The organism is Bacillus cereus group sp. BfR-BA-01492 (assembly GCF_022662815.1).
Taxonomy (GTDB): Bacteria; Bacillota; Bacilli; order Bacillales; family Bacillaceae_G; genus Bacillus_A; species Bacillus_A cereus_BD.
Window position 1 is genome coordinate 18,287 of the sequence record NZ_JAKUEH010000018.1, and the last position, 21,088, is coordinate 39,374.

Sequence of the window (21,088 nt, forward strand, 5' to 3'; positions counted from 1 at the left end):
TGAATATCGATTTTTTTGAAATAACTTTCATGAAACAAATCGTTTTTTTTCTTTCTTGCAATTTCAAGAAAATATGCGATTAAAATGAGAATTCGATTTTTAAGCTATATATTAAAATGAAGAAAGGTAAAATTTATAATAAAATAATACCAAGAATTAACGAAATAATCAAAAAAGTGTCGAACTTTCTTTTGAGAAAAAACATTGAAAAAAAATATGTACGTGTAGTACTATAAACATGTTTCAACAAAATGGTAAAAAAAACTTAATTTCCCACTTTATTTCGTTTTAAAAGTTACTATAATGTATCTGGTTAATCATCTTACAAAAGAATACTTATCATTTTGCTTGGAATTTTATTATTTAATTGGCTGTAGATAACTAGTTTTCAAATTACATATGGTAAAACTAGTAAGATAATCTCAAAGGGGGAAATAAACGGGATGGAAAAGAATAATTCTTACAAAAAGTTAATCGCAGGTACAATGACAGCAGCAATGGTAGCTAGTGTTGTATCACCAGTTGCAGCTGCAGGGAAAACGTTCCCAGATGTTCCAGCAGATCATTGGGCTGCTGAATCTATCGAGTATTTAGTAGATAAAGGTGCAGTTAATGGATTACCAGATGGTACATTTGGCCTTACGCAAAATGTGGACCGTGCATCGGTAGCGAAAGTTTTTGCTTTACTATTAAATTTACCAATTGATGAAAATGCAAAACCATCCTTTAAAGATGCGAAAGATAGTTGGGCAGCAAAATATATTGCAGCTGCTGAAAAAGCTGGTGTGATTCAAGGGGATGGAAAGGAAAACTTCTATCCAAACAGTAAAATTGACCGCGCATCTATGGCATCTATGGTTGTAAAAGCTTACGGTTTAAAAGATAAAGTAAATGGACCATTAGTAACGAAGTTTGATGACTTAAGAAGTCATTGGGGTGAAGAATATGCAAATATTTTAATTCACTTAGGTTTGTCAAAAGGAACTGGTGATGGTTGGAAACCAGATAAATCGGTAACACGTGCAGAAGCTGTTCATTTTATTGCACAAGCAGATCAGAAATATGCAAAACTAGATAATAGTGTTGCAAGCGTAACAGAGGTTAAAGTTTCTGAACCTACAAAATTAACATTAACAGGTACAGGCTTAAATAACCTTTCAGCTGATGATGTGACTCTTGAAGGTGACAAAGCGACTGGAATTCAGACAAATGGAACTGGCACATCAGCAACAGTAACACTTGGCGGAAAAGTAGCGCCAAATAAAGAACTTACTGTGAAAGTAAAAGATCAAACATTCAAAGTGAAATTTGTATATGAGGTTACGAAATTATCTGTAGAAGAGCTGACATTTGATGATGATCGTGCCGGTCAATCAATCGCGTTCAAGTTAAATGATGAAAAAGGTAACGCAGATGTTGAGTATTTAAATTTAGCTGGTCATGAAGTGAAATTTGTGGCAAATAAAACAGATGGCACGCCAGCAAACATTTTTGAAGGTGGCTCTGCTACGTCAACTACAGGTAAACTTGGCGTTGGTATTCCAAAAGGCGAGTATAAGGTAGAAGTACAAGTTACGAAAAAAGGTGGCTTAACAGTATCTAATACTGGAAAAATCAAAGTGAAAAACCTTGATGCACAAGCTTCAGCGATTAAAAATGTTGTATTTGCAGTAGATAAAGACCAAAATGGTGTTGTTTACGGTGGTACACTTACAGGGGACGACTTTGCATTAAATAGCAAAACGTTAGTCGTTGGTGAAGAAGCTGGCCTTCACAATGTTGTTGCTACAATTGCTGGTGAAGATAAAGTAGCAGATCCACTTTCTGTTAGTGTAACATCTTCCAACCCTGGTGTTTTATCTGTTGTAAACAACCATATTACAGCAGAGGCAAGTGGCAAGGCAACACTTACTGTTAAAGTAGGCGATATAACAAAAACAATTGATTTTACAGTATCTACTGATTCACGTAAGCTTAAGACTGTAAAAGCAAACCCAGATCAATTACAAGTTGTTCAAGGTAAAACATTACCTGTAACTGTTGTAACAACTGACCAATACGGAGATCCATATGGTGCAAAAGAAGGTGAAGTTAAACCATTTATTCCGCAAACTGGTATTGTAGCAGCAAAAGATTTAGAATTTGCAACAACTGATTCTGGATCAATTGGTAAAAAAGTTCTAGAAATTACAGGGAAAAATGTTGGGAAAGGAACAATTCACTTCCAAAACGGTAACCGTGATACATTAGGTTCATTATTTGTAAATGTAACAGAAGGTAACTTTGCTTTCAGAAACTTAGAACTTGTTTCAAAAATTGGTCAATATGGAGAATCACCAAATACAACGCTTGATTTAAATGTTTCAAATACAGTAGAATATCAATTATCTAGATACACTTCAGAACATGTGTATTCTGATGCAGAAAATTTAGATGGATATGAAGTAGAATCTAAAAATACGAATGTACTTGATGCTAAGATTGTTGGTAATAAAATTGTTGTAACAGGTAAAGCACCTGGTAAAGCTGATATTTTATTGACGAAAAATGGTGCAACTGCTGGTAAAGCAACAATTGAAGTAGTTCAAGAAGTAATTAGTATTGATTCTGTTAACTTCAAACCTGTACAAACAGAAAACTTTGTGAATAAGAAAATTAATATTGGTACTGTATTAGATGTTGTTCCAAGTAATTCTGATGATATTTTATCAGGTATTAATTTAACAAAAGCAACACAACATAAAGTACGCGTTGTCAAATCTGGAGACAATCAAGGTAAAGTGTATCTTGATAGAAATGGAAATTCTCGTTTTGACGGCTTTGATGTACCACTTGGTTATGTAACTGTTTCAGCAACAAGTGATTCTCAATTTGCTAACTTTAGTACAGATATTTATAATACTTTAACAACAACAGCTACAGATAAAGGTACACTTGTATTCAAAGTATTAAAAGATAAAAATAACCCAACAACTGAGTATGGTTCTAAAGCTGTAACAGTAAATGTTCTAAACAATCCAAATTTATAATTGAAAAATAAATGGAGCAGCCCATTCTTAAAATAGAAGGGGCTGCTCCATTTTTTACGATTTAAACTTAAACATTTCACCACTTAAATTGGAGTCGCTATATACGAATAAGACCATGTTGATGTTGCTATCTTTTATATATTGGTAGACATCTTTTTCGTGATAGTGACGTAAATCTAGTATCGATGTATGTTTAAAGTTTTGAGCGAGGTGCGGTATGATCGCATTTGCAAATGAGTCTTTTAAAATTAAAATGCGGGTATTGTTTGGTGCATCATGATTTTCAAAGATAATTTCCGGATAATCGTTTGTGTAATACCCTGCATATGATGTTGTGTCCTTCTGTTTTTCTGTGCCATATAGTTCATCTAGTGAATGATAGATTGTGCCATTTGCATCTTTTATCGTAACATTTGTGAAGTGGAAGCCATCTTTTGGTGTGTAATAGCATAGTTTTTCTCCTGTTGCATCGATAAGCTGATACAATTGGTTATTAAAACTACCAACGAGACGTTTGTTGTTTGCACATACTCGCGTGTAATCTTCTCGTTTCACTTCTTTCCCTATATATATAGAAGATTCTTGCTTTATCGTATTCATAATATATTGGTAGCCTAGAAATGCACCATCCATATTCCAGTGATGATCTGTTTTAAAATACATATCTTGTATTTCTTTTTGTGTATACTGCTTCTGGAAATGTTCCATTATTTTAATTGGTTTTACATCCGCTGGAAGGTGATTCAAAAAGTATTGTAAATTTTCCTTCGCATATGTTTGAATGTGAGAAGGTAATTTAAATGATAATGCGTTCGTTTTAGACGGCGGCAGTGCAAAGTAAAACTCAATGTTTTGTTCTTTTAGAAACTGAGACAATTCTTGAATCCTTGGCATTGACTCGTCAATTTCTTTATATTTTGTTGTCCATGCCGGATTTTTTAAGAGCCATTTATCATCGGTAAGAATGATATCGTTAATGAGAGACTTGTCCATTTTGATTTGGGCAAGTGTATAGGTTTTTATGAGATCATCTCGGCCAACTAATTGATCGTTTGTATATGCTTCGAAATCTTTAAAGAAATTGCCCGACACAATCGATTCTTTTGTCAGAGCAGGTTTTTGAGCAAGTTGGCGATTTTCAACAGGTGAAATCGCACGATCTGTTTTCAGAAACGATATAATTCCAAATGAAAGGATAATGGTGAGAAAACCGATGCAAAGAACAAAGTTCCCCAATTTTTTCATAATGACTTTTCCTTCCTTTATAAGTTAGAACCTAAAATAAATAAATGGATTATATGTCGAATTAACGAGATACATAATCGAAATCATAAATAATGTGAGTAATACAATGGGACGTGCAATTTGCATAGAAAATGCATACGTCTTTGGCGCAAGTTCGAGTACATTTTGAATGCGTGTTAAAATTGGTGTTGCTGCAATGAAGGCAATGAGAAAGACAAGGCCATATTCATGTAAGTACAGCATCGTATTATCATCTGTTAGCGGATGATGAAGACCGAGCATCGATTGTAAGTATTGGAATGAGTACGAAAAATTGTCAGCACGGAAAAAGACCCATCCGATCATAACAAGTAATAATACATACATATGTTGCAGCGGTTTCCATAGTTTTTGTAACAGTTTTTCAAGGCCTGCTTTTTCAATCGAAATGATCAATCCGTAATATAATCCCCAAGCAAGGAACGTCCAACTCGCGCCATGCCATAAACCAGTGAGTCCCCAAACGATACATACATTTCGATAGTTGGCTAGTTTAGAGACGCGATTTCCTCCGAGCGGGATATATACATAATCGCGAAACCAAGAACCGAGTGTAATATGCCATCTTCTCCAAAATTCCGAAATGGATTTTGAAATGTATGGATACTGGAAGTTGCGAGGGAAATCAAATCCGAACATTTTCCCAAGTCCAATTGCCATATCAGAGTATCCACTAAAATCGAAATAAATTTGCAGTGTATAGGCAATAATGCCAATCCATGCTGTGCCGACACTTATTTCTGAAGGAGGAAGGGCAAAAATTTTATCAGCAACAAATCCAACTTGATTGGCGATTAAAATTTTCTTTGCCAGTCCAAGGATGAAGATTTGAATGCCTTCTGTAAATTTTTCAAAAGAATGAATGCGCGTTTTAATTTGTTCCGCAACGATATTGTACCGAACGATTGGCCCAGCAATGAGCTGCGGGAAAATCGAGATATACAATGCTAAATCGAACGGATTTTTTTGAACCTTTCCATCTTTACGGTATATATCAATGACATAAGACATTGCTTGGAACGTATAGAATGAGATTCCAATTGGTAATGGAACAGGGTCGATATGAATTGATAGGTTCAATGCTTGATTAAAAATGTCAGTAAAGAAGGAAATATACTTAAAATAAGCAAGAAGTAAAATATTTCCGATGATCGCCATAATTAAAAAGGTGATTTTCATATTTTTATGCTGTTCATAGCGATGTACGAGTAAACCGAAGCAGTAGTTTAATAGAATGGAGAAGAGCATTAAGAAAACAAAGCGCGGTTCTCCCCATGCATAAAAGATTAAACTAAATGCTAGTAATACGAAGTTCCGTAATTCAGCCCGTACAATAAAATAGAAAAATAATACTAAGGGTAAAAAGATAAATAAGAAAACAGTACTACTAAATACCAAGCTATTCTCCTCACTTTTTATGTAATACATTTATAGATGAAACCGTATTGTTTTTTATATGGATTCTTATTTGAAAGAGTATGTACCTTATTATATCGCTTTTTGCATCCGTTAGATAAAGGGAAATTTTCAATCAGTAGCTACTGATTATGAACTTTCATCAATTGGGCAGGGATTGTATCATGAATAAAGGGAATGGACATCAAGTATAGAAACAGATGTTCATTCCCTTTATATGTTATTCCGCTCGTAAATCAACAATTAAGTATGCAAGAATGACTACAAAGAAAATGCTAACAGATGGTGCAGTTAATACGTGACCGGACATAAAGCCGATGCCAAGCGATAAGAGAATGGTGCTAGCAAGCAGCATATATTTTACAGTCAGCATTTGTTTGAAGTTTGCAAGGAAACGGATTAGTAATCGGATTCCAAAGTATAGAAGCGGTATGAAGTAAATGAGAAAGCCAACGATTCCGAAAGCAAAGAATATATCGTGGAAATCCATCTCGATTAACTTGATTTTTTTTGTATAATTTCCAGCGTACCCCATACCAAATAGTTTCTGTGACAAGGGTGCCTCTTTATAATATCCTTGGTATACCTTTAAGAATTTATCTCGGTCGCTATAGATTAAGCTCTTTACTTCAGAATCTGTCAGTTCACCTTGCGCATGTTTTTTCGCTTCGGCCGGGTCTTCTTTTACTACTTTTCCTTCTTTTCTTTCCTGCTCTTCTCGTACTGCTTTTTTGTATTCATATATTTGCAAATGTATGCCCATATTTTTGGCGATTGGAGTTAGCGGCGTAAGCACACCTAATCCCGCTAGTACAACGAGCGCAACAATTGTATTTACGAGCTGAGGGAATCCTTTCCCTTCTTTTTTCCGATTCATCATATATTCAATGAATGAAAAGAAAAGGGCTACGCCTAATGTAACAACAATTGCGCCATAACCAACTTTTGTTCCAACCATAATGCTTGCATACATGGCTAACAGTGTTGGAATCCAGTAGTATATTTTTGAGAATGAAGTCGTTTTATGTATCGAGTAAAGAACAACGATTGGGAACATAATTGCGAAAATAGCACTTAAGTCATTTCCGGCAAAGAACCATCCTCTTGAGCCAATCTTTGAATGCGGATAGCTCGGGAAATCCGTTCCCGTTGCCATCGATACAATCATGACAACACTTAAAATAATTGTTGTATATAAGAAATAGGTAATCAGTTTGTTGTATGTATCTGCTCGATCCTTTAATTCTTTAAAGACGATAATATATCCAAACAATAATACAAATGGATATACACTCTTTAAAATGAACTTCACTTCTTCGCTAAATGAAACAGGTGATTTTACGATCATATTGTTGATTAGGCTAATTGCCAAAACAATTCCAAGTAAGATCAAATAAACAATATACTTTATATTGCCAGGCTTCTTTATGTGGAAAAGAAGATACCCTAGTGCAAGAAGCATAAAGGCAAAACGGACTACAACTCCGACTGTCGCACTCATGTGTAATATGTAGATTGAAAAAGATGTTAGTAAATCTAAAATGGGTTGAAACACAATGAATAGTAACAGGAAATGTGGGAAGTAGTTATCCGTTTGTTTCAACTTGTTAACCATGTTTTCCTCCATTTCTTCATTCCTTTATTGCAGCGTGATTTTCCGCTGCTCATAAAAGCCTTTCATCTCTTGTAAGGCGAATGAATTTCGATATGATTTTGGTACATCAAACTTAAGAATACACTATTTCATTCTAATGGTAAATAGAAGAGAAGAGGTGAGGAATCTCTTTGAACTCCATTATTTTTCTTCGCGATCATTCGTTTTATACAAGAAAATATACAAAATTTGTCTATATTAGACAGAAAATTAGGAAAAAAGAAGGGTTTTGTAGCTCTTTTCTATAAGTATAGAAGTATAATCATTGGACAAGAGAGAGGGATATATAATGGGAGTAAAAAGCAAAGCAGAGTCTGTTGTTGTGAAATATGAAGGACGTGTTGCAACAGTGATGGTCAATCGTCCGGAAGTATTAAATGCGTTAGATGAGCCTACCTTAAGAGAATTACGAAAAAAACTGAAAGAAGTGGCAGAAAGTTCCGCTCACATTGTCGTATTATGCGGAAATGGCCGCGGTTTTTCCGCAGGTGGGGATATTAAATCCATGCTTTCTAGTAACGATGAAAGTAAATTTGATGACGTTATGAATACGATTTCGGAAATTGTTGTTACGTTATATACAATGCCAAAGCTTGTGATTAGCGCAATTCATGGTCCAACGGCAGGCCTTGGACTAAGCATTGCGTTAACAGCGGATTATGTGCTAGCAGATATTTCATCTATTATTGCGATGAATTTCATTGGAATTGCGCTGATTCCAGATGGCGGAGGGCATTTCTTCTTACAAAAACGACTTGGTGAAAATGTGGCCAAGCAAATCATTTGGGAAGGGAAAAAACTATCGGCAACGGAAGCGTTAGATCTCGGTTTAATTGATGAAGTAATCGGGGAAAACTTCCAAGGAGCTGTAAAACAAAAAATTAATGAGTGGTTGCAAAAACCAATTCAAGCAATGATTCAAACGAAACAAATTTTATGTGAATTCAATCGCTCAAGTCTGGAACAAACGCTAGCGCTTGAAAAGCGTGGACAATATGCAATGAGAAAAACAGCCGATCATAAAGAGGGAATTGCTGCGTTTTTAGAAAAGCGTTCCCCAATCTTTAAAGGAGAATAAAAAGGAAGAAAGTGCTAGCACATTTTAGTATAATTGTGTTAGCACTTTTTTTAGGAGAAATAGATGAAAAACAAAAGAAAAAGTATGATGGTGATTACACTTTTCATCATTATATATGTTATATTGCATAGCACACCAAACGTAACAATCCGAACGACAATGTTCTTATCTGGACATCCAAAGATTGCTGTGCAAGGAGACGTTCAAAAGAGAGCGAATCTTTATGAAGAGGCGATTCCTAAGTCATTGCGTGTTCTATACGGGGAAGAGAAAGATGAATATGATTCTTATCATGTATTTCCTTCAAAGAAAAAGGAAGAAGAGGAAGCTTTCGGATGCGTTTATGTAAAGAAAGTTTGGATGTTGTATAGTGCAGAGTTCAAAAGATTGTAAGGAATGAGAGGAAGGCAAAGAGACGATGGCAACATATAATAAGTTAGTAAGAGACCGTGTTCCAGAAAGGATTTTAATGTCTGGAAAAACGTATACAGCACAAACATTAACAGGGCAAGCCTACATACAAGCATTAGCGAAAATCGGAACGGAAGAACTTCGTGAATTTGCTTCGATGAAAGAGCGGGAACATGCGCTTGATTCACTTGCTGATGCATTAGAAGTTATCATTGCATTAGCGCGTGCAGAAGGGGCAACGTTCCAAGACATCGAACGTATTCGGAAACAAAAAGAAACAGAGCGCGGAGGATTCGAAAAAGGAATCTATCTTCTTGATGTTTCTGAGGAATAGTGTAATAGAAAAAGCACAGCTTTTAGAAATGGCTGTGCTTTTTTTTCGATATGTTTGTTTCCTATGTAGAGACTCATCATGAAAAGGATTATAGTGAATATCCACCCTATAGAAATGGCGATAGAAGTACCGGTAGCGTAAGAGACTTGTAGGCAGAATAAAGATGATAATAACCAAATTAAAAGAATTTCTCCATGTTTTTTGTGAATTTCATACAGTTTCCTCCCTTCTGTTATACTTTACAATAATTATAAAAATTGAAAAGATATGTATAGAAGATAAGTAGAGGTTTTATCAATATTTATGTATACTGAATATTAGGAAAAAAGAGGAGGAATGACAGTGGCATATCAAACAAAAGAAACGATGGAGCTGATCAAGCAGCTCGTTTCAATTCCAAGTCCATCTGGAAATACAGGGAAAATTATAAGCTTTATTGAAAACTATGTGAAGGAATGGAATGTAGAGACGAAACGAAATCATAAGGGAGCTCTTATTCTGACGCTAAAAGGAAAAAATGAGGCGCAGCACCGTTTAGTAACAGCACATGTCGACACGTTAGGGGCGATGGTAAAAGAAATTAAATCGGATGGTCGCCTTCGTTTATCGATGATTGGTGGATTTCGCTGGAATTCCGTGGAAGGAGAATATTGTGAGATTGAAACATCGAGCGGAAAAACGTATACCGGGACAATTTTAATGCATCAAACATCGGTTCATGTATATAAGGATGCAGGAGAAGCGAAACGTGATGAGAAAAATATTGAAGTCCGCATTGATGAGCGAGTATCTTCAGCTGATGAGGTGCGTGCATTAGGCATTGAAGTAGGAGATTTTGTTTCATTTGATCCGCGCGTGCAAATTACAGAAAGCGGATACATAAAGTCACGTCATTTAGATGATAAAGTAAGTGTCGGTATTCTATTACAACTTATAAAACGATTACAAGATGAAAAGATGATATTACCATATACAACGCATTTCTTAATTTCTAATAACGAAGAAATTGGTTATGGGGGAAATTCCAACATTCCAGAAGAAACGGTAGAATATGTAGCAGTCGATATGGGAGCGTTAGGAGATGGACAAGCTTCAGATGAATATACGGTATCCATTTGTGCAAAAGATTCTAGCGGTCCGTATCATTATGGCTTACGCAAGCACCTAGTAGAACTTGCGAAAGAAAACAAGATTGCATATAAAGTAGACATTTATCCATATTACGGATCAGATGCTTCAGCAGCGATTCGAGCTGGATTCGATATAAAACATGCATTAATTGGAGCAGGGATTGATTCATCCCATGCGTTTGAACGTACACATGAAAGTTCAATTGCACATACAGAAGCACTTGTTTATGCATATGTGTTATCACCGATGATAGAAGAGTAATTAATCGTTGAAAAAGGTGAGTGGTGTTTCGGTACTACTCACTTTTTTTATGCTTCAAAGGAGTATATTTTAAAAATATGTTTACTATAATATTTTAATAATGTAAACTATTATAGTTGACATATTTTAGGTGATTAGTAGAATGAATATTTTACGATGAAAATGAGAGATTTTGAGAGGAGAAGGATTGATTTATGAATTACAGAAAAGTTGTTGCGGGCATTTTGACAGCTGTGGTATTATCTTGTCCAACGAGCAGTTTGGCCGCGGGAAAAAGCTTCCCAGACGTGCCAAATTGGGCACAAGATTCAGTGAACTATTTAGTTGAAAAGAATGTACTGGATGGAAAGCCAGATGGGACATTTGCACCGATTGAAGAGATTGACCGTGGATCGGCAGCTAAATTATTAGCAAGTGTTCTTGGATTAGATGTGAACAAAGAGGCAAAACCATCGTTTACAGATGCGCAAAATCATTGGGCAGCTCCCTATATTGCAGCAGTAGAAAAAGCTGGAGTTATTGTTGGGGACGGGAATGGGAAATTCAATCCAACAGGTAAAATCAATCGGGCTTCTATGGCGACGATGCTTGTTAAAGCTTATGCTTTAGAAGGGAGAATTATTGGGGAAATCCCAAATCAATTTGATGATATAAAAGATCACTGGGGCAGAAAAAATGTGAACATTCTAGCGGCTTTAGAGATGTCTAAAGGAAAAGGAAATGTTTGGGACCCAGAAGGTCAAGTAACACGAGCGGAAGCAGTTCAATTGATTGCACAAACAGATATGAGAAAAGAAAATACATCTAAGAGAATGTATATGGATAGACCATTCATCACATATCATCAGCCATCCCTTTCATCTGGTATTACGTCTAATCAGCATAAACCACAAATTATTGAAGTAAAAGAACAGCGAAAAGACGGCTGGATGAAGATTGCAACAAGTACAGGTGATAAATGGACTCCATTGCATGAGAAAACAGAGTATATCGGTGAGTCATTTACTACATATCAAGAAGCATCTCACAACTCTAAAGTATTAGGGAAATATGAACCGCAAACTGTAACGATTATGGAGGAAAATGGAAATTGGATTCGTATTCGTACTTATGCTGGTTTCCAATGGGTGGATAAAAATCAATTAAACCCACCAAAACAAGCGAACTTCCTAGAAGGAAAAGCAATTATCATTGACCCAGGTCACGGTGATCCGGACCCAGGGAAAGATAGTTTATATATGGAAGAAAGTAAAATTGTATTGGATACATCGAAACGAGTAAAGGCACTGTTTGAGAAGAAAACACCACTTACTGTTTTGTTAACACGTGAAGGAGATGCAAGACCAGGAAGCAGTGCAGCGGACTCCCTAAAAAAACGAGTAGAATTTGCACAAAGAAATAAAGGGGATATCTTTGTAAGTATTCATGGTAATGCATATAACGGACAAGCTCATGGAACAGAGACATTTTATTATAACTCTAAAACAAAAAGAACAAACCCACATGTAGATGAAAGCTACATGTTAGCTCAAAAAATTCAAAAACGCCTTGTTGCGGCACTTGGAACACGCGATCGAGGTGTACAACATAAAGACTTATACGTGACTCGTGAAAATACAATGCCGGCTGTACTAACAGAACTAGCATTTGTTGATAACAAGATCGAGGGTGAAAAACTAGCTCAGCCAGAGTGGAGACAACGTGCTGCTGAAGCAATTTATGCTGGTATTTTAGATTATTATGAGTGGAAAGGCAACGATGTGTCAGCGTATCGCTAATATATAAGTTTGATAAAATAAGAGAGATTGTCTATGAATAATAGGCAGTCTCTCTTTTTTATAGTGAAAAGGTAATATTATATTTGAATTTTTATACCCTAATATCAAAATGATACGTTTCTGTAATCAATATTTAAATATTAATTAATGTTATTCATATTTACTCAAATTAATAAATGGAATACACTAATTTAGGTACTATTTTAAGTAAATGAGATTTTGAGAATGAGAAGATTTGAGAGGAGAAACTAGCGAATGAAATACGGAGTAATCGCAGCTGGAATTTTGGCAGCTAATTTATTCACTTATCCATTAAGCACTTCAGCAGCAGGGAAAACATTTCCAGATGTACCAAGCTGGGCACAACAATCGGTTAACTATTTAGTGGAGAAACATGCACTTGATGGAAAACCAGATGGAACTTTTTCACCATCAGAAGAAATTGACCGTGGTTCAGCTGCAAAGTTAATAGCTATGGTACTAGGCTTACAGATTAATAAAGAAGCAAAGCCGTCATTCCAGGACGCTAAACATCATTGGGCAGCCCCATATATTGCAGCGGTTGAAAAAGCTGGTGTCATTAAAGGAGATGGGAGCGGTCACTTTAACCCATCAAAAAACATTGATCGTGCTTCCATGGCATCTATGCTTGTTGAAGCTTATAAGCTAAATAATAGAATTATTGGTAATTTACCAACGCAATTTGCTGATTTAAAAGGGCATTGGGGCGAAAAACAAGCAAATACACTGGTTGCATTAGGGATTTCAAAGGGTACTGGTGACGGCTGGAAACCAAATGGTATTGTGACACGCGCAGAAGCAGCGCAATTTATCGCACAAACGGATATGCAAAAAGCAGACACATCAAAAAGAATGTATATGAACAGATATTTCATTACATATCATCAGCCATCCTTATCCTCAGGGATTACATCAAATCAACATGCACCGCAAATGGTTGTGGTAAAAGAAGAGCGAGAAGATGGTTGGCTGAAAATTGTAACAGATAAAGGCGATAAATGGACGCCGTTACAGGAAAAGAAAGAAGCAATTCATAGCGCGTTTACTACATATCAAGAAGCGTCACACTCATCGGAAATACTAGGTACATATGCACCGCAAACAGTAACAGTTATAGAAGAAAGCGGTAGCTGGATTCGCATTCGGACAAGCTCTGGTTTTCAATGGGTCGATAAAAATCAATTAAATCCACCAAAACAAGATAACTTCTTGGAAGGAAAGGCAATTATTATTGATCCAGGTCATGGTGGAATCGATCCAGGTCATACAGGCGTAAATATGGACGAGAGTAAAATTGTACTAGATACAGCGCTGCGTGTACAAAAATTATTTGAACAAAAAACGCCGTTTACTGTATTGTTAACACATGATACAGATGTACGACCAGGAACAGATGCAAAAGATTCTCTGAGAGAGCGAGTGGAATTTGCACAACAAAATAACGGGGATATCTTTGTAAGTATTCATGGTAACGGTTTTGACGGAACGGCTCACGGTACAGAAACTTATTACTACAGATCAGCAACACGTGCAACAAATCCATATGTAGACGATAGTCGTTTACTAGCCGAAAAAATCCAAAGTCGTCTTGTAGATGCACTTGGAACACGCGACAGAGGCGTTAAAGAAGGGGATCTATACGTAGTTCGTGAAAATACAATGCCAGCTGTATTAACAGAACTAGGATTTGTAGACAATCAAATAGAAGGTGAAAAACTATCTTCACCAGAATGGAGACAGCGTGCTGCTGAAGCAATCTACGCTGGTATTCTAGACTATTACCAAGCAAAAGGACATAACGTTTCTGCTTATCGTTAAAAAAGTGGTGCCCCCGGAGGGAGGGCACCACTTTTTTATATGCTTGTTTTTTCGTTCTTAGTTTCGGCGAATTTTGTCGACTGGTCGATATTCCGTGTCGAATCGCCGATATTTTTCATTTTGCGCCGATATATGGTGAAGATGCGCCGATATTTTGGAAAGAATGAACGATATCGTTTTATCGGTTTATTTTAACGGCTCACTTTTCTTTTGTTTTTCCGCCAGTAAATTGCGCAGTACATGTCCTCGGTAGCTTTCTAATTTCCGTCCCTCATGATAACGAATGCCTAATTTTTTCAGCTCCGCTACGTACCATCCTTTTGTGCCGTAGTACATGAAGGTCACTTCCTTTTTAGCTTTTAGATAGTATATGCCCCAAAAGAGTAGGAGTTGATGTATTTAAAAATAAAAAATCCCTCTTAAGAGGGATTTCAAAAGTTTACGATACCGCTTGGTTTTCTTTCTCTACATGATTGTCTTCCCAGCACTCTGTATTTTTTAAGTTGGGGATAGAACTTGCACGGAAAATGGGATCTTTTCCAGCTTTTCTTTGTTTTATATAGTCTGCTAAAGTCGCATATACAAACTTGCTAAGAAGTGTAATCGCAATTAAATTTGTAAATACCATTAGTCCCATAAATAAATCAGCCATATTCCAAACTGTTTGAAGTGTCGCGATGGATCCGAATAGTATCATTCCAACAACTGCAATACGATAAATCAGTAACCATAGTTTACTTTCTTTAATGAACGCAATATTTGTTTCCCCATAATAGTAGTTGCCTAGTAATGAACTAAAAGCAAATAAGAAAATAATAATGGCTAAGAAACTGCTTGCCCATGGACCAATTTGTGAACTTAATGCGTTTTGAGTTAATTCAATACCTTCTAAGTTTGTTGCTTTATATGCTCCAGAGCACAATACGATAAACGCCGTTGAAGTACATACTAAGAATGTATCTACAAAAACACCGAGTGCTTGAATAAATCCTTGTTTTGCAGGGTGCGATACATCTGATGTCGCGGCAGCGTTTGGAGAACTCCCCATACCAGCTTCCGTTGCGAATAAACCGCGCTGAATCCCATACTTCATTGCAGCTCCAATCCCGCCGCCGATCGCTTGCTCTAAACCAAAAGCACCTTTAAATATTTCTAGAAAAACATCTGGCAATATATAGTAATTTTTAATAACAACAAAAACGGCAACACCGATATAAACGATTGCCATTGGAGGTACAATTGTTTCGGAAATACGTGCAATACTTTTAATACCACCAAAAATAATAATCGCCACTAATACAGCTAATACGATCCCTATTACATAACGTTCCACACCGAACGCATTTTTAAATGCTAATGTGACTGTATTAGCTTGTACAGAGTTGAAAATTAATCCGTAAGTAACGGTAATGAGGAGTGAGAACCAAACGCCCATCCAGCGCTTCTTTAAACCTCTCTCCATGTAATAAGCAGGACCACCGCGAAACCTGCTTCCGTCTTTTACTTTATAAATTTGTGCAAGCGTACATTCTACAAAGCTTGTAGCTGCGCCAATAATTGCGATGAACCACATCCAAAATACGGCCCCAGGTCCTCCCATTGAAATCGCGAGTGCCACACCAGCTAAGTTTCCGATTCCGATACGAGCTGCTGCACTTAAACAAAATGCTTGGAATGCAGATATACTACCTTTTTTCTTTGTTTTTCCACTAAATCCATCACTTATTAATCGTATCATTTCGCCAAAATGGCTAATTTGTACAAATTTCAATTTAAAGGAAAAATAAAGCCCAAGGCCGATTAACATTGCAAGAAGAATATATGTCCATAAAATGTTATTCGTCATCCCAAGAAATCTACTAAAGGTTTCTATCATATAATGCACTTCCTTTTCTAGTTATAAGAAAAGTATATTCAAAAAATATAAGAGAATCAAATTCTGAATAAAATTAACTAAAAAAGCGATAATATATTAATTTTTAAAATTACTTTGTTTTTAACAAATAATTTTAACATTCGATTGAATGAAAATTATCTCTCGATTGATATCTTTGAAAAAGTGCGAATCTGTTATATACCACACTAAAAGAAGTATGTGTATAAGAATGTAGAAGTATACAAACTTGAAGCGATTGGATGAAGAAGGTAAAAAAATAAACGAGGAATGAGATAAAGAGTCAAACGAATGGTTTTTGCCTTTTTGGAGATACTCCTTATGAAATGGATTTAGGGAAGAGTATTTTGCACCATTGAATTGAGAATGTTTCGGAGACTCGGCTCAAATACTTACGTTTTAGAGATCCGTTGAAAGTAGGTTATATTGTGAGTTTGCGCGTATGCTACAATAAAAGAAGTATGTGGCATAAGGAAGTGGAAGCATGGATGGATTACAATTTGTTCAATCTTATATTGTGAAAAGTGCAGAAAAGATAGATCATTTATATATACGTAAAGAACATAATATCGCTATTGTCCCCATTATAAAACAGACTGCGCGTAAAGTTGTCAAAACGGCTGAAATTTTTCTCGGTGAAGGGGAGCTAGAAGAAGGAATGACTAGGAGAATTTGACTGGGGATTTTAGAAAGATATGCTGTTCGGAAGTAAGATAAGATGAACAGGCTTGAGAGGGTGAAGTTATGGCACAAGATTTATGTATGGAATTAGAGAAAGAAGAATTGATCGCATTAGTGAAGCATTTGGCAGATCAATATGTGGATATAGACATAGCTGTTATGGAATAGTATGCACAGAAAAAGGGGCCCAAAAAGAACGATTCTTTATCCAATAACTTGCTTATAGAATATTGGGAAAGAGCAGAAGAGATTATTAGTGAATTTAACGATTATGGCGGTGGACCGGAACACCTTGAATATGAGGCTTATGAATATTTGGAGAAAATGAGAGAAGTATGGTCTGAGTGTTCCGTATCTACTGAAGAGAAACATTTACTAATCAAAGAAATATTTGCACAATATGCAATCGGTAATTCTGGATTTGATGATGTACTATGTGAATCGGAATCGGATTGGAGACATGTGATTACATTACTTCAAAAACAACCGAGTGCTTGGAATCAAACTTTGATGATGCGTATTTATAAAAATCAATTACAAGATGGGGAAGCGTACTTAGCGCTGCGACTACAATCTTTAAAATTTGGGATGGACTATTGGGATTTAGCAACATATTACCTGTCACAAAGTCAAATCAATCAAGCTGTTGAGATAGCAGAAGCAGGAATAGAGAACGGAAAAGGTAGACAAACAGAATTATTTGCATTTCTATTTGATTACTATGCAGAACAAGAGAAACTGAACCAATTGCAAGCTTTAATAGAGCGGGCTTTCCTGAAGCAATCAGATATTGAACTAATACGTGATCGCGCATTTATATATTTTAAACAGAAGAATAATTATGAGGAAGGAAAGAATGTTTTAATACGAGCATTTCGCACAGACTATCACGGCAAGAACCATGCTGAAGATTTCTATTTTATGAAAGAATAGCTCTTAGCTAAAGATTGGGAAGAAATACAAGCAGAGATGATCGAAATTGTTCAAAAAGAAAGTAAAAAAGATTACTTGGAAATTTGTTATGACAGTGAAATGTATGAGGAGATATTAGAAGTCATTTTAGCCCCTAGAAACATAGCGCGTGAATCTCCCTATGCAAACTTTGAGAGCTTGGCAGAGCAGCTCATAGATAAGTATCCAAGATATTGGATCAAAGGCTGTCTCCCTATCGAAAACGGCAATCGCAAGCGCTACAAACAAGCTGTAAAATACTTAAAAAAGTAAGAAACATTTACGAAAAGAAATTACAAGAACAAGACACATGGGAAAAACGTCTCATGGCATTGAAAATGCAACATAAAAGTAAGCGAGCATTGTTAGATGAGCTACGAGTAATTGAATAAGTGAAGGGCTATTTCGGTTTGAAATAGCTTTTTTGTTTTGGGATTGCGAACTTTGTCGACTGGTCGATATGTTGTGTCGAATCGCCGATATATTCGGAGTTGTGTTCGATATAATTGGGAAATCGCCGATATATTCGAAGTTGTGTTCGATATAATGGGAGAATCGCTGATATATTTGGAGGAACGGTTAATATCGTTTTATTGATGAATTGCGATAATTTATATATTTTGCTAGAAGTATTAGTTGACTTTATTTACCTATGGTGATACTTTAAAACCTATAAGAAAACTCGGTTTTAATTCCGAGTTTTCTTATGTGTATAAAAAGTCTAGGGGGCCGAAAGATGAAACAGAAGTTGTTTGCATTACCATTTGTCCTAATATTTGTTATTGCATTAGCGGCTTGCTCCGGTGGAAAAGATTCTTCTAAACAAGAGGGAACAAGTACATCAGGAACTCCGAAAGATGGAGGGGCATTAACAGTTGGTGTTAGCGATAATCCAGAGACGATGAATCCGCTTTATGCAAATGATCGTGTATCGTTAACGATTCAGCAAGCTTTATATGCACCGCTGTATCGTATGGAAGACGGTAAGAAAAAGTTTGTTCTTGCTGAGAGCTTCACACCTTCAGAAGATCAATTAACATGGACATTGAAATTAAAAGATAATTTAAAATGGCATGATGGCAAGAAAATTACATCTGATGATATTGTTTTCACAATTCAATCTATATTAGATGAAAAGCAAAACAGTTCAAGTCGTGAAAACTTTATTTTTAAAGGAAAGCCGCTTGAAGTGAAAAAGGTGGATGAACTTACGACACAATTAATACTACCGCAAGTAAGTGCATCTTTTGAAGGAGTTATGAATAACTTCTTCCCAATTCCAAAGCATGTATTTGAAAATGAAGCAGACTTAATGAAGAGTAAGAAAAATCTACAACCTGTTGGATCAGGTCCATTTAAATTAAAAGAGTATAAAACCGATGAATACGTTGCGTTGGAGCGATTTGATGATTATTTTGCTGGTAAAGCAAAACTAGAGTCTGTCGTGTACCGAGTTGTAAAAGATCGTAATACAGCAAATGTTTCCTTGCAAAATGGTCAAATCAACATGAAAATGATTGAACCGCAAGATTATAAAAAATTAAACAGTACCGGTAATTTCTCTATGGTGACATTCCCAGAGGGCCGATTATTCTACTTATCATACAACTTTAATACAGATCTTATGAAGAAGAAAGAAGTGCGCCAAGCAATTGCTCATGCATTGGACAAGAAAGAAATGATTAATTCAGCATTTGTTTCGAATCAATTTGCAGAGCCGGCAAATTCAATCTTAACACCAGATGCTCTTTACTATGCAAAAGATGTGAAAGATTATAAATATGATAAGAAACAAGCGAAAGAGTTATTAACAAAAGCTGGTGTGAAAGAGAAAGAAAAAGTTCGTGTTATGTATGAAAATAACAATAAAATCATGGAAAGTTTAGCTCTATATACGCAGCAGAAGTTACAAGAAGTCGGCTTAGAAGTTGAACTGAACGCATTAGATGCGAGTGCGGCAAGTGAAAAAAGCTTAGATAAAGAGAATAAAGACTACGATATTACATTTGGTGGATATATTATGGGTTCTGAACCAGATTCATATAAGAGCTTATTCTTAAGTAACGCTGAATACAATTATGCGCGTTATAAAAATGCTGATTTCGATAAGTTATGGGAAGAAGCAGCGGTAGAAACTGATAAAACAAAACGTGCAGAGCTATACCACAAAATCCAGGAAACGGCTGCTGAAGATTTACCGTATCTGCCAATTGCCTATCCAAAAGCAATTATTGCAGTAGATAAAAAGTTTGATGGATTAAAAGAAGCAAAGGCAATTCCTGTCACAATGTTTGAAGATCTATCAAAAATCTATGAAGTAAAATAAGAGACTTTAAAGAAGCTGGTGTAAATCAGCTTCTTTATCTTGGATTGTTCAAAGTAGGGGGGAAAGGTGTGTCTAAAGTAATTGCGAAAAGGCTTGTGAATGCAATTCCACTTTTATTCGTTATTTCTATCATTTCTTTTTTATTAATTAAGCTAGCACCGGGAGATCCAGTTCGAAATTTTGTAACGCCGAATATGAGTCCAATTGATGTAGAACGTATTCGAAAAAGCTTAGGACTCGATCAACCAATTTATGTTCAATATTTTTTATGGTTTAAAAATATTTTAACCGGAAATTTTGGGTACTCGATTCAAAGTCATAGACCGGTTTTAGACCTTATTGTAGAAAGAATCCCGGCTACAGTCGGTTTAATGGGGGCATCTTTACTCGTTTCATTCATCATCGCCATACCATTAGGTTTATTCACTGGCATAAGAAAGAATTCTGTATTTGATCGTATTGCGAACTTTATTTCATATGTCGGCATTTCTATGCCTGTCTTTTGGTTTGCATTACTATTGATTTATTTATTCTCTTTAAAATGGAGTATTCTTCCGAGTATGGGGATGCGTACAGTTGGCCAAGATTCCCTTTTAGATATTGTAAAACATGGGATTTTACCTTGTACTGTACTTGCTTTTCAAAATGTTTCTGTTTATATGAGATATATTCGCTCAAACACGATTCAACAATTAGAAGAAGATTATGTACAAATTCAATATGCATACGGGGCTTCAAAGAAAAGTGTGTTATTCAATCATGTATTGCGAAATGTCTTAATACCGATTATTACAATTTTGGGATTATCTATTCCAAGTTTAATAGGAGGAGCTTTTATCACCGAAACAGTATTCTCTTGGCCAGGTCTTGGCTCTCTAGGGGTTAATGCTATTTTTAGATTTGATTATCCGATTATAATGGCAACTACGTTATTATCATCATTTATGTTAATTCTCGGGAATTTAATTGCTGATATTTTATATAGCGTTGTTGATCCACGGATTCGAATGAGGGGGTGATT

17 protein-coding genes are annotated in these 21,088 nt (G+C 35.9%); 12 read left to right on the forward strand and 5 right to left on the reverse strand.

The window, feature by feature from the left end:
* Nucleotides 1–443: 443 nt before the first annotated feature.
* Entirely contained in the window at nt 444–3,029 is a 2,586-nt protein-coding gene (locus MR063_RS17945; protein WP_242200509.1) for an S-layer homology domain-containing protein, read from the forward strand.
* 54 nt (nt 3,030–3,083) lie between these two features.
* On the opposite strand, the gene patB1 is transcribed toward MR063_RS17945, so the two are convergent.
* The 3 genes from patB1 to MR063_RS17960 all read right to left on the reverse strand — a co-directional run bounded on the left by patB1 (nt 3,084) and on the right by MR063_RS17960 (nt 7,344).
* A complete protein-coding gene (patB1, locus tag MR063_RS17950; RefSeq protein WP_242200511.1) occupies nt 3,084–4,274 on the reverse strand; it encodes a secondary cell wall polysaccharide O-acetyltransferase PatB1 in 1,191 nt (396 codons plus the stop codon).
* A 24-nt stretch (nt 4,275–4,298) separates the two neighbouring features.
* Nucleotides 4,299–5,711, reverse strand: a complete 1,413-nt coding sequence (locus MR063_RS17955; protein WP_242200512.1) for an MBOAT family O-acyltransferase — start codon at nt 5,709–5,711, stop codon at nt 4,299–4,301.
* Nucleotides 5,712–5,949: 238 nt separating this feature from the next.
* On the reverse strand, nt 5,950–7,344 hold the full coding sequence (locus MR063_RS17960) for an O-antigen ligase family protein (protein ID WP_242200514.1): 1,395 nt from the start codon (nt 7,342–7,344) through the stop codon (nt 5,950–5,952).
* Between the two features lie 328 nt (nt 7,345–7,672).
* On the opposite strand from MR063_RS17960, the gene MR063_RS17965 reads away from it, so the two are divergent.
* From MR063_RS17965 to MR063_RS17990, 6 genes are all read left to right on the forward strand, one after another.
* Entirely contained in the window at nt 7,673–8,461 is a 789-nt protein-coding gene (locus tag MR063_RS17965) for an enoyl-CoA hydratase (RefSeq protein WP_242200516.1), read from the forward strand.
* Nucleotides 8,462–8,524: 63 nt separating this feature from the next.
* Nucleotides 8,525–8,854, forward strand: a complete 330-nt coding sequence (locus MR063_RS17970; RefSeq protein ID WP_242200518.1) for a hypothetical protein — start codon at nt 8,525–8,527, stop codon at nt 8,852–8,854.
* Nucleotides 8,855–8,879: 25 nt separating this feature from the next.
* Complete coding sequence (locus MR063_RS17975) at nt 8,880–9,206, forward strand: nucleoside triphosphate pyrophosphohydrolase (RefSeq protein WP_242200521.1); 327 nt, start codon at nt 8,880–8,882, stop codon at nt 9,204–9,206.
* A gap of 342 nt (nt 9,207–9,548) precedes the next feature.
* Nucleotides 9,549–10,598 carry a M42 family metallopeptidase gene (locus tag MR063_RS17980; protein ID WP_242200523.1) on the forward strand — a complete coding sequence of 350 codons (1,050 nt, stop codon included), beginning with the start codon at nt 9,549–9,551 and terminating at the stop codon, nt 10,596–10,598.
* Nucleotides 10,599–10,792: 194 nt separating this feature from the next.
* The gene (locus tag MR063_RS17985; protein WP_242200525.1) at nt 10,793–12,376 is read left to right on the forward strand and encodes an N-acetylmuramoyl-L-alanine amidase; all 1,584 of its coding nucleotides are present in this window, start codon (nt 10,793–10,795) and stop codon (nt 12,374–12,376) included.
* 255 nt (nt 12,377–12,631) lie between these two features.
* Nucleotides 12,632–14,215, forward strand: a complete 1,584-nt coding sequence (locus MR063_RS17990) for an N-acetylmuramoyl-L-alanine amidase (RefSeq protein ID WP_242200527.1) — start codon at nt 12,632–12,634, stop codon at nt 14,213–14,215.
* Nucleotides 14,216–14,401: 186 nt separating this feature from the next.
* Here MR063_RS17990 and MR063_RS17995 read toward each other — a convergent pair whose 3' ends face one another.
* Both MR063_RS17995 and MR063_RS18000 read right to left on the reverse strand, forming a co-directional pair.
* Nucleotides 14,402–14,551: a YflJ family protein gene (locus MR063_RS17995; RefSeq protein ID WP_242200529.1), complete on the reverse strand. Its 150-nt coding sequence runs from the start codon at nt 14,549–14,551 to the stop codon at nt 14,402–14,404.
* Nucleotides 14,552–14,654: 103 nt separating this feature from the next.
* Nucleotides 14,655–16,091, reverse strand: a complete 1,437-nt coding sequence (locus MR063_RS18000; RefSeq protein WP_242200531.1) for an alanine/glycine:cation symporter family protein — start codon at nt 16,089–16,091, stop codon at nt 14,655–14,657.
* Between the two features lie 502 nt (nt 16,092–16,593).
* Here MR063_RS18000 and MR063_RS18005 point away from each other — a divergent pair.
* From MR063_RS18005 to MR063_RS18025, 5 genes are all read left to right on the forward strand, one after another.
* Nucleotides 16,594–16,785 carry a hypothetical protein gene (locus MR063_RS18005; protein ID WP_242200533.1) on the forward strand — a complete coding sequence of 64 codons (192 nt, stop codon included), beginning with the start codon at nt 16,594–16,596 and terminating at the stop codon, nt 16,783–16,785.
* A 221-nt stretch (nt 16,786–17,006) separates the two neighbouring features.
* Nucleotides 17,007–17,723: a hypothetical protein gene (locus MR063_RS18010; RefSeq protein WP_242200536.1), complete on the forward strand. Its 717-nt coding sequence runs from the start codon at nt 17,007–17,009 to the stop codon at nt 17,721–17,723.
* A 36-nt stretch (nt 17,724–17,759) separates the two neighbouring features.
* A complete protein-coding gene (locus tag MR063_RS18015) occupies nt 17,760–18,014 on the forward strand; it encodes a hypothetical protein (protein ID WP_242200538.1) in 255 nt (84 codons plus the stop codon).
* Nucleotides 18,015–18,477: 463 nt separating this feature from the next.
* Complete coding sequence (locus tag MR063_RS18020; RefSeq protein ID WP_242200540.1) at nt 18,478–20,067, forward strand: ABC transporter substrate-binding protein; 1,590 nt, start codon at nt 18,478–18,480, stop codon at nt 20,065–20,067.
* 68 nt (nt 20,068–20,135) lie between these two features.
* Nucleotides 20,136–21,086: an ABC transporter permease gene (locus MR063_RS18025; protein WP_242200541.1), complete on the forward strand. Its 951-nt coding sequence runs from the start codon at nt 20,136–20,138 to the stop codon at nt 21,084–21,086.
* The last annotated feature ends 2 nt before the right edge of the window (nt 21,087–21,088 follow it).

Coding starts and splice junctions, on each gene's coding strand:
- MR063_RS17945 (WP_242200509.1), top strand. CDS start 444: ATGGAAAAGAATAATTCTTACAAAAAGTTAATCGCAGGTACAATGACA.
- patB1 (WP_242200511.1), bottom strand. CDS start 4,274: ATGAAAAAATTGGGGAACTTTGTTCTTTGCATCGGTTTTCTCACCATT.
- MR063_RS17960 (WP_242200514.1), bottom strand. CDS start 7,344: ATGGTTAACAAGTTGAAACAAACGGATAACTACTTCCCACATTTCCTG.
- MR063_RS17965 (WP_242200516.1), top strand. CDS start 7,673: ATGGGAGTAAAAAGCAAAGCAGAGTCTGTTGTTGTGAAATATGAAGGA.
- MR063_RS17970 (WP_242200518.1), top strand. CDS start 8,525: ATGAAAAACAAAAGAAAAAGTATGATGGTGATTACACTTTTCATCATT.
- MR063_RS17975 (WP_242200521.1), top strand. CDS start 8,880: ATGGCAACATATAATAAGTTAGTAAGAGACCGTGTTCCAGAAAGGATT.
- MR063_RS17985 (WP_242200525.1), top strand. CDS start 10,793: ATGAATTACAGAAAAGTTGTTGCGGGCATTTTGACAGCTGTGGTATTA.
- MR063_RS17990 (WP_242200527.1), top strand. CDS start 12,632: ATGAAATACGGAGTAATCGCAGCTGGAATTTTGGCAGCTAATTTATTC.
- MR063_RS17995 (WP_242200529.1), bottom strand. CDS start 14,551: ATGTACTACGGCACAAAAGGATGGTACGTAGCGGAGCTGAAAAAATTA.
- MR063_RS18000 (WP_242200531.1), bottom strand. CDS start 16,091: ATGATAGAAACCTTTAGTAGATTTCTTGGGATGACGAATAACATTTTA.
- MR063_RS18005 (WP_242200533.1), top strand. CDS start 16,594: ATGGATGGATTACAATTTGTTCAATCTTATATTGTGAAAAGTGCAGAA.
- MR063_RS18015 (WP_242200538.1), top strand. CDS start 17,760: ATGATCGAAATTGTTCAAAAAGAAAGTAAAAAAGATTACTTGGAAATT.
- MR063_RS18020 (WP_242200540.1), top strand. CDS start 18,478: ATGAAACAGAAGTTGTTTGCATTACCATTTGTCCTAATATTTGTTATT.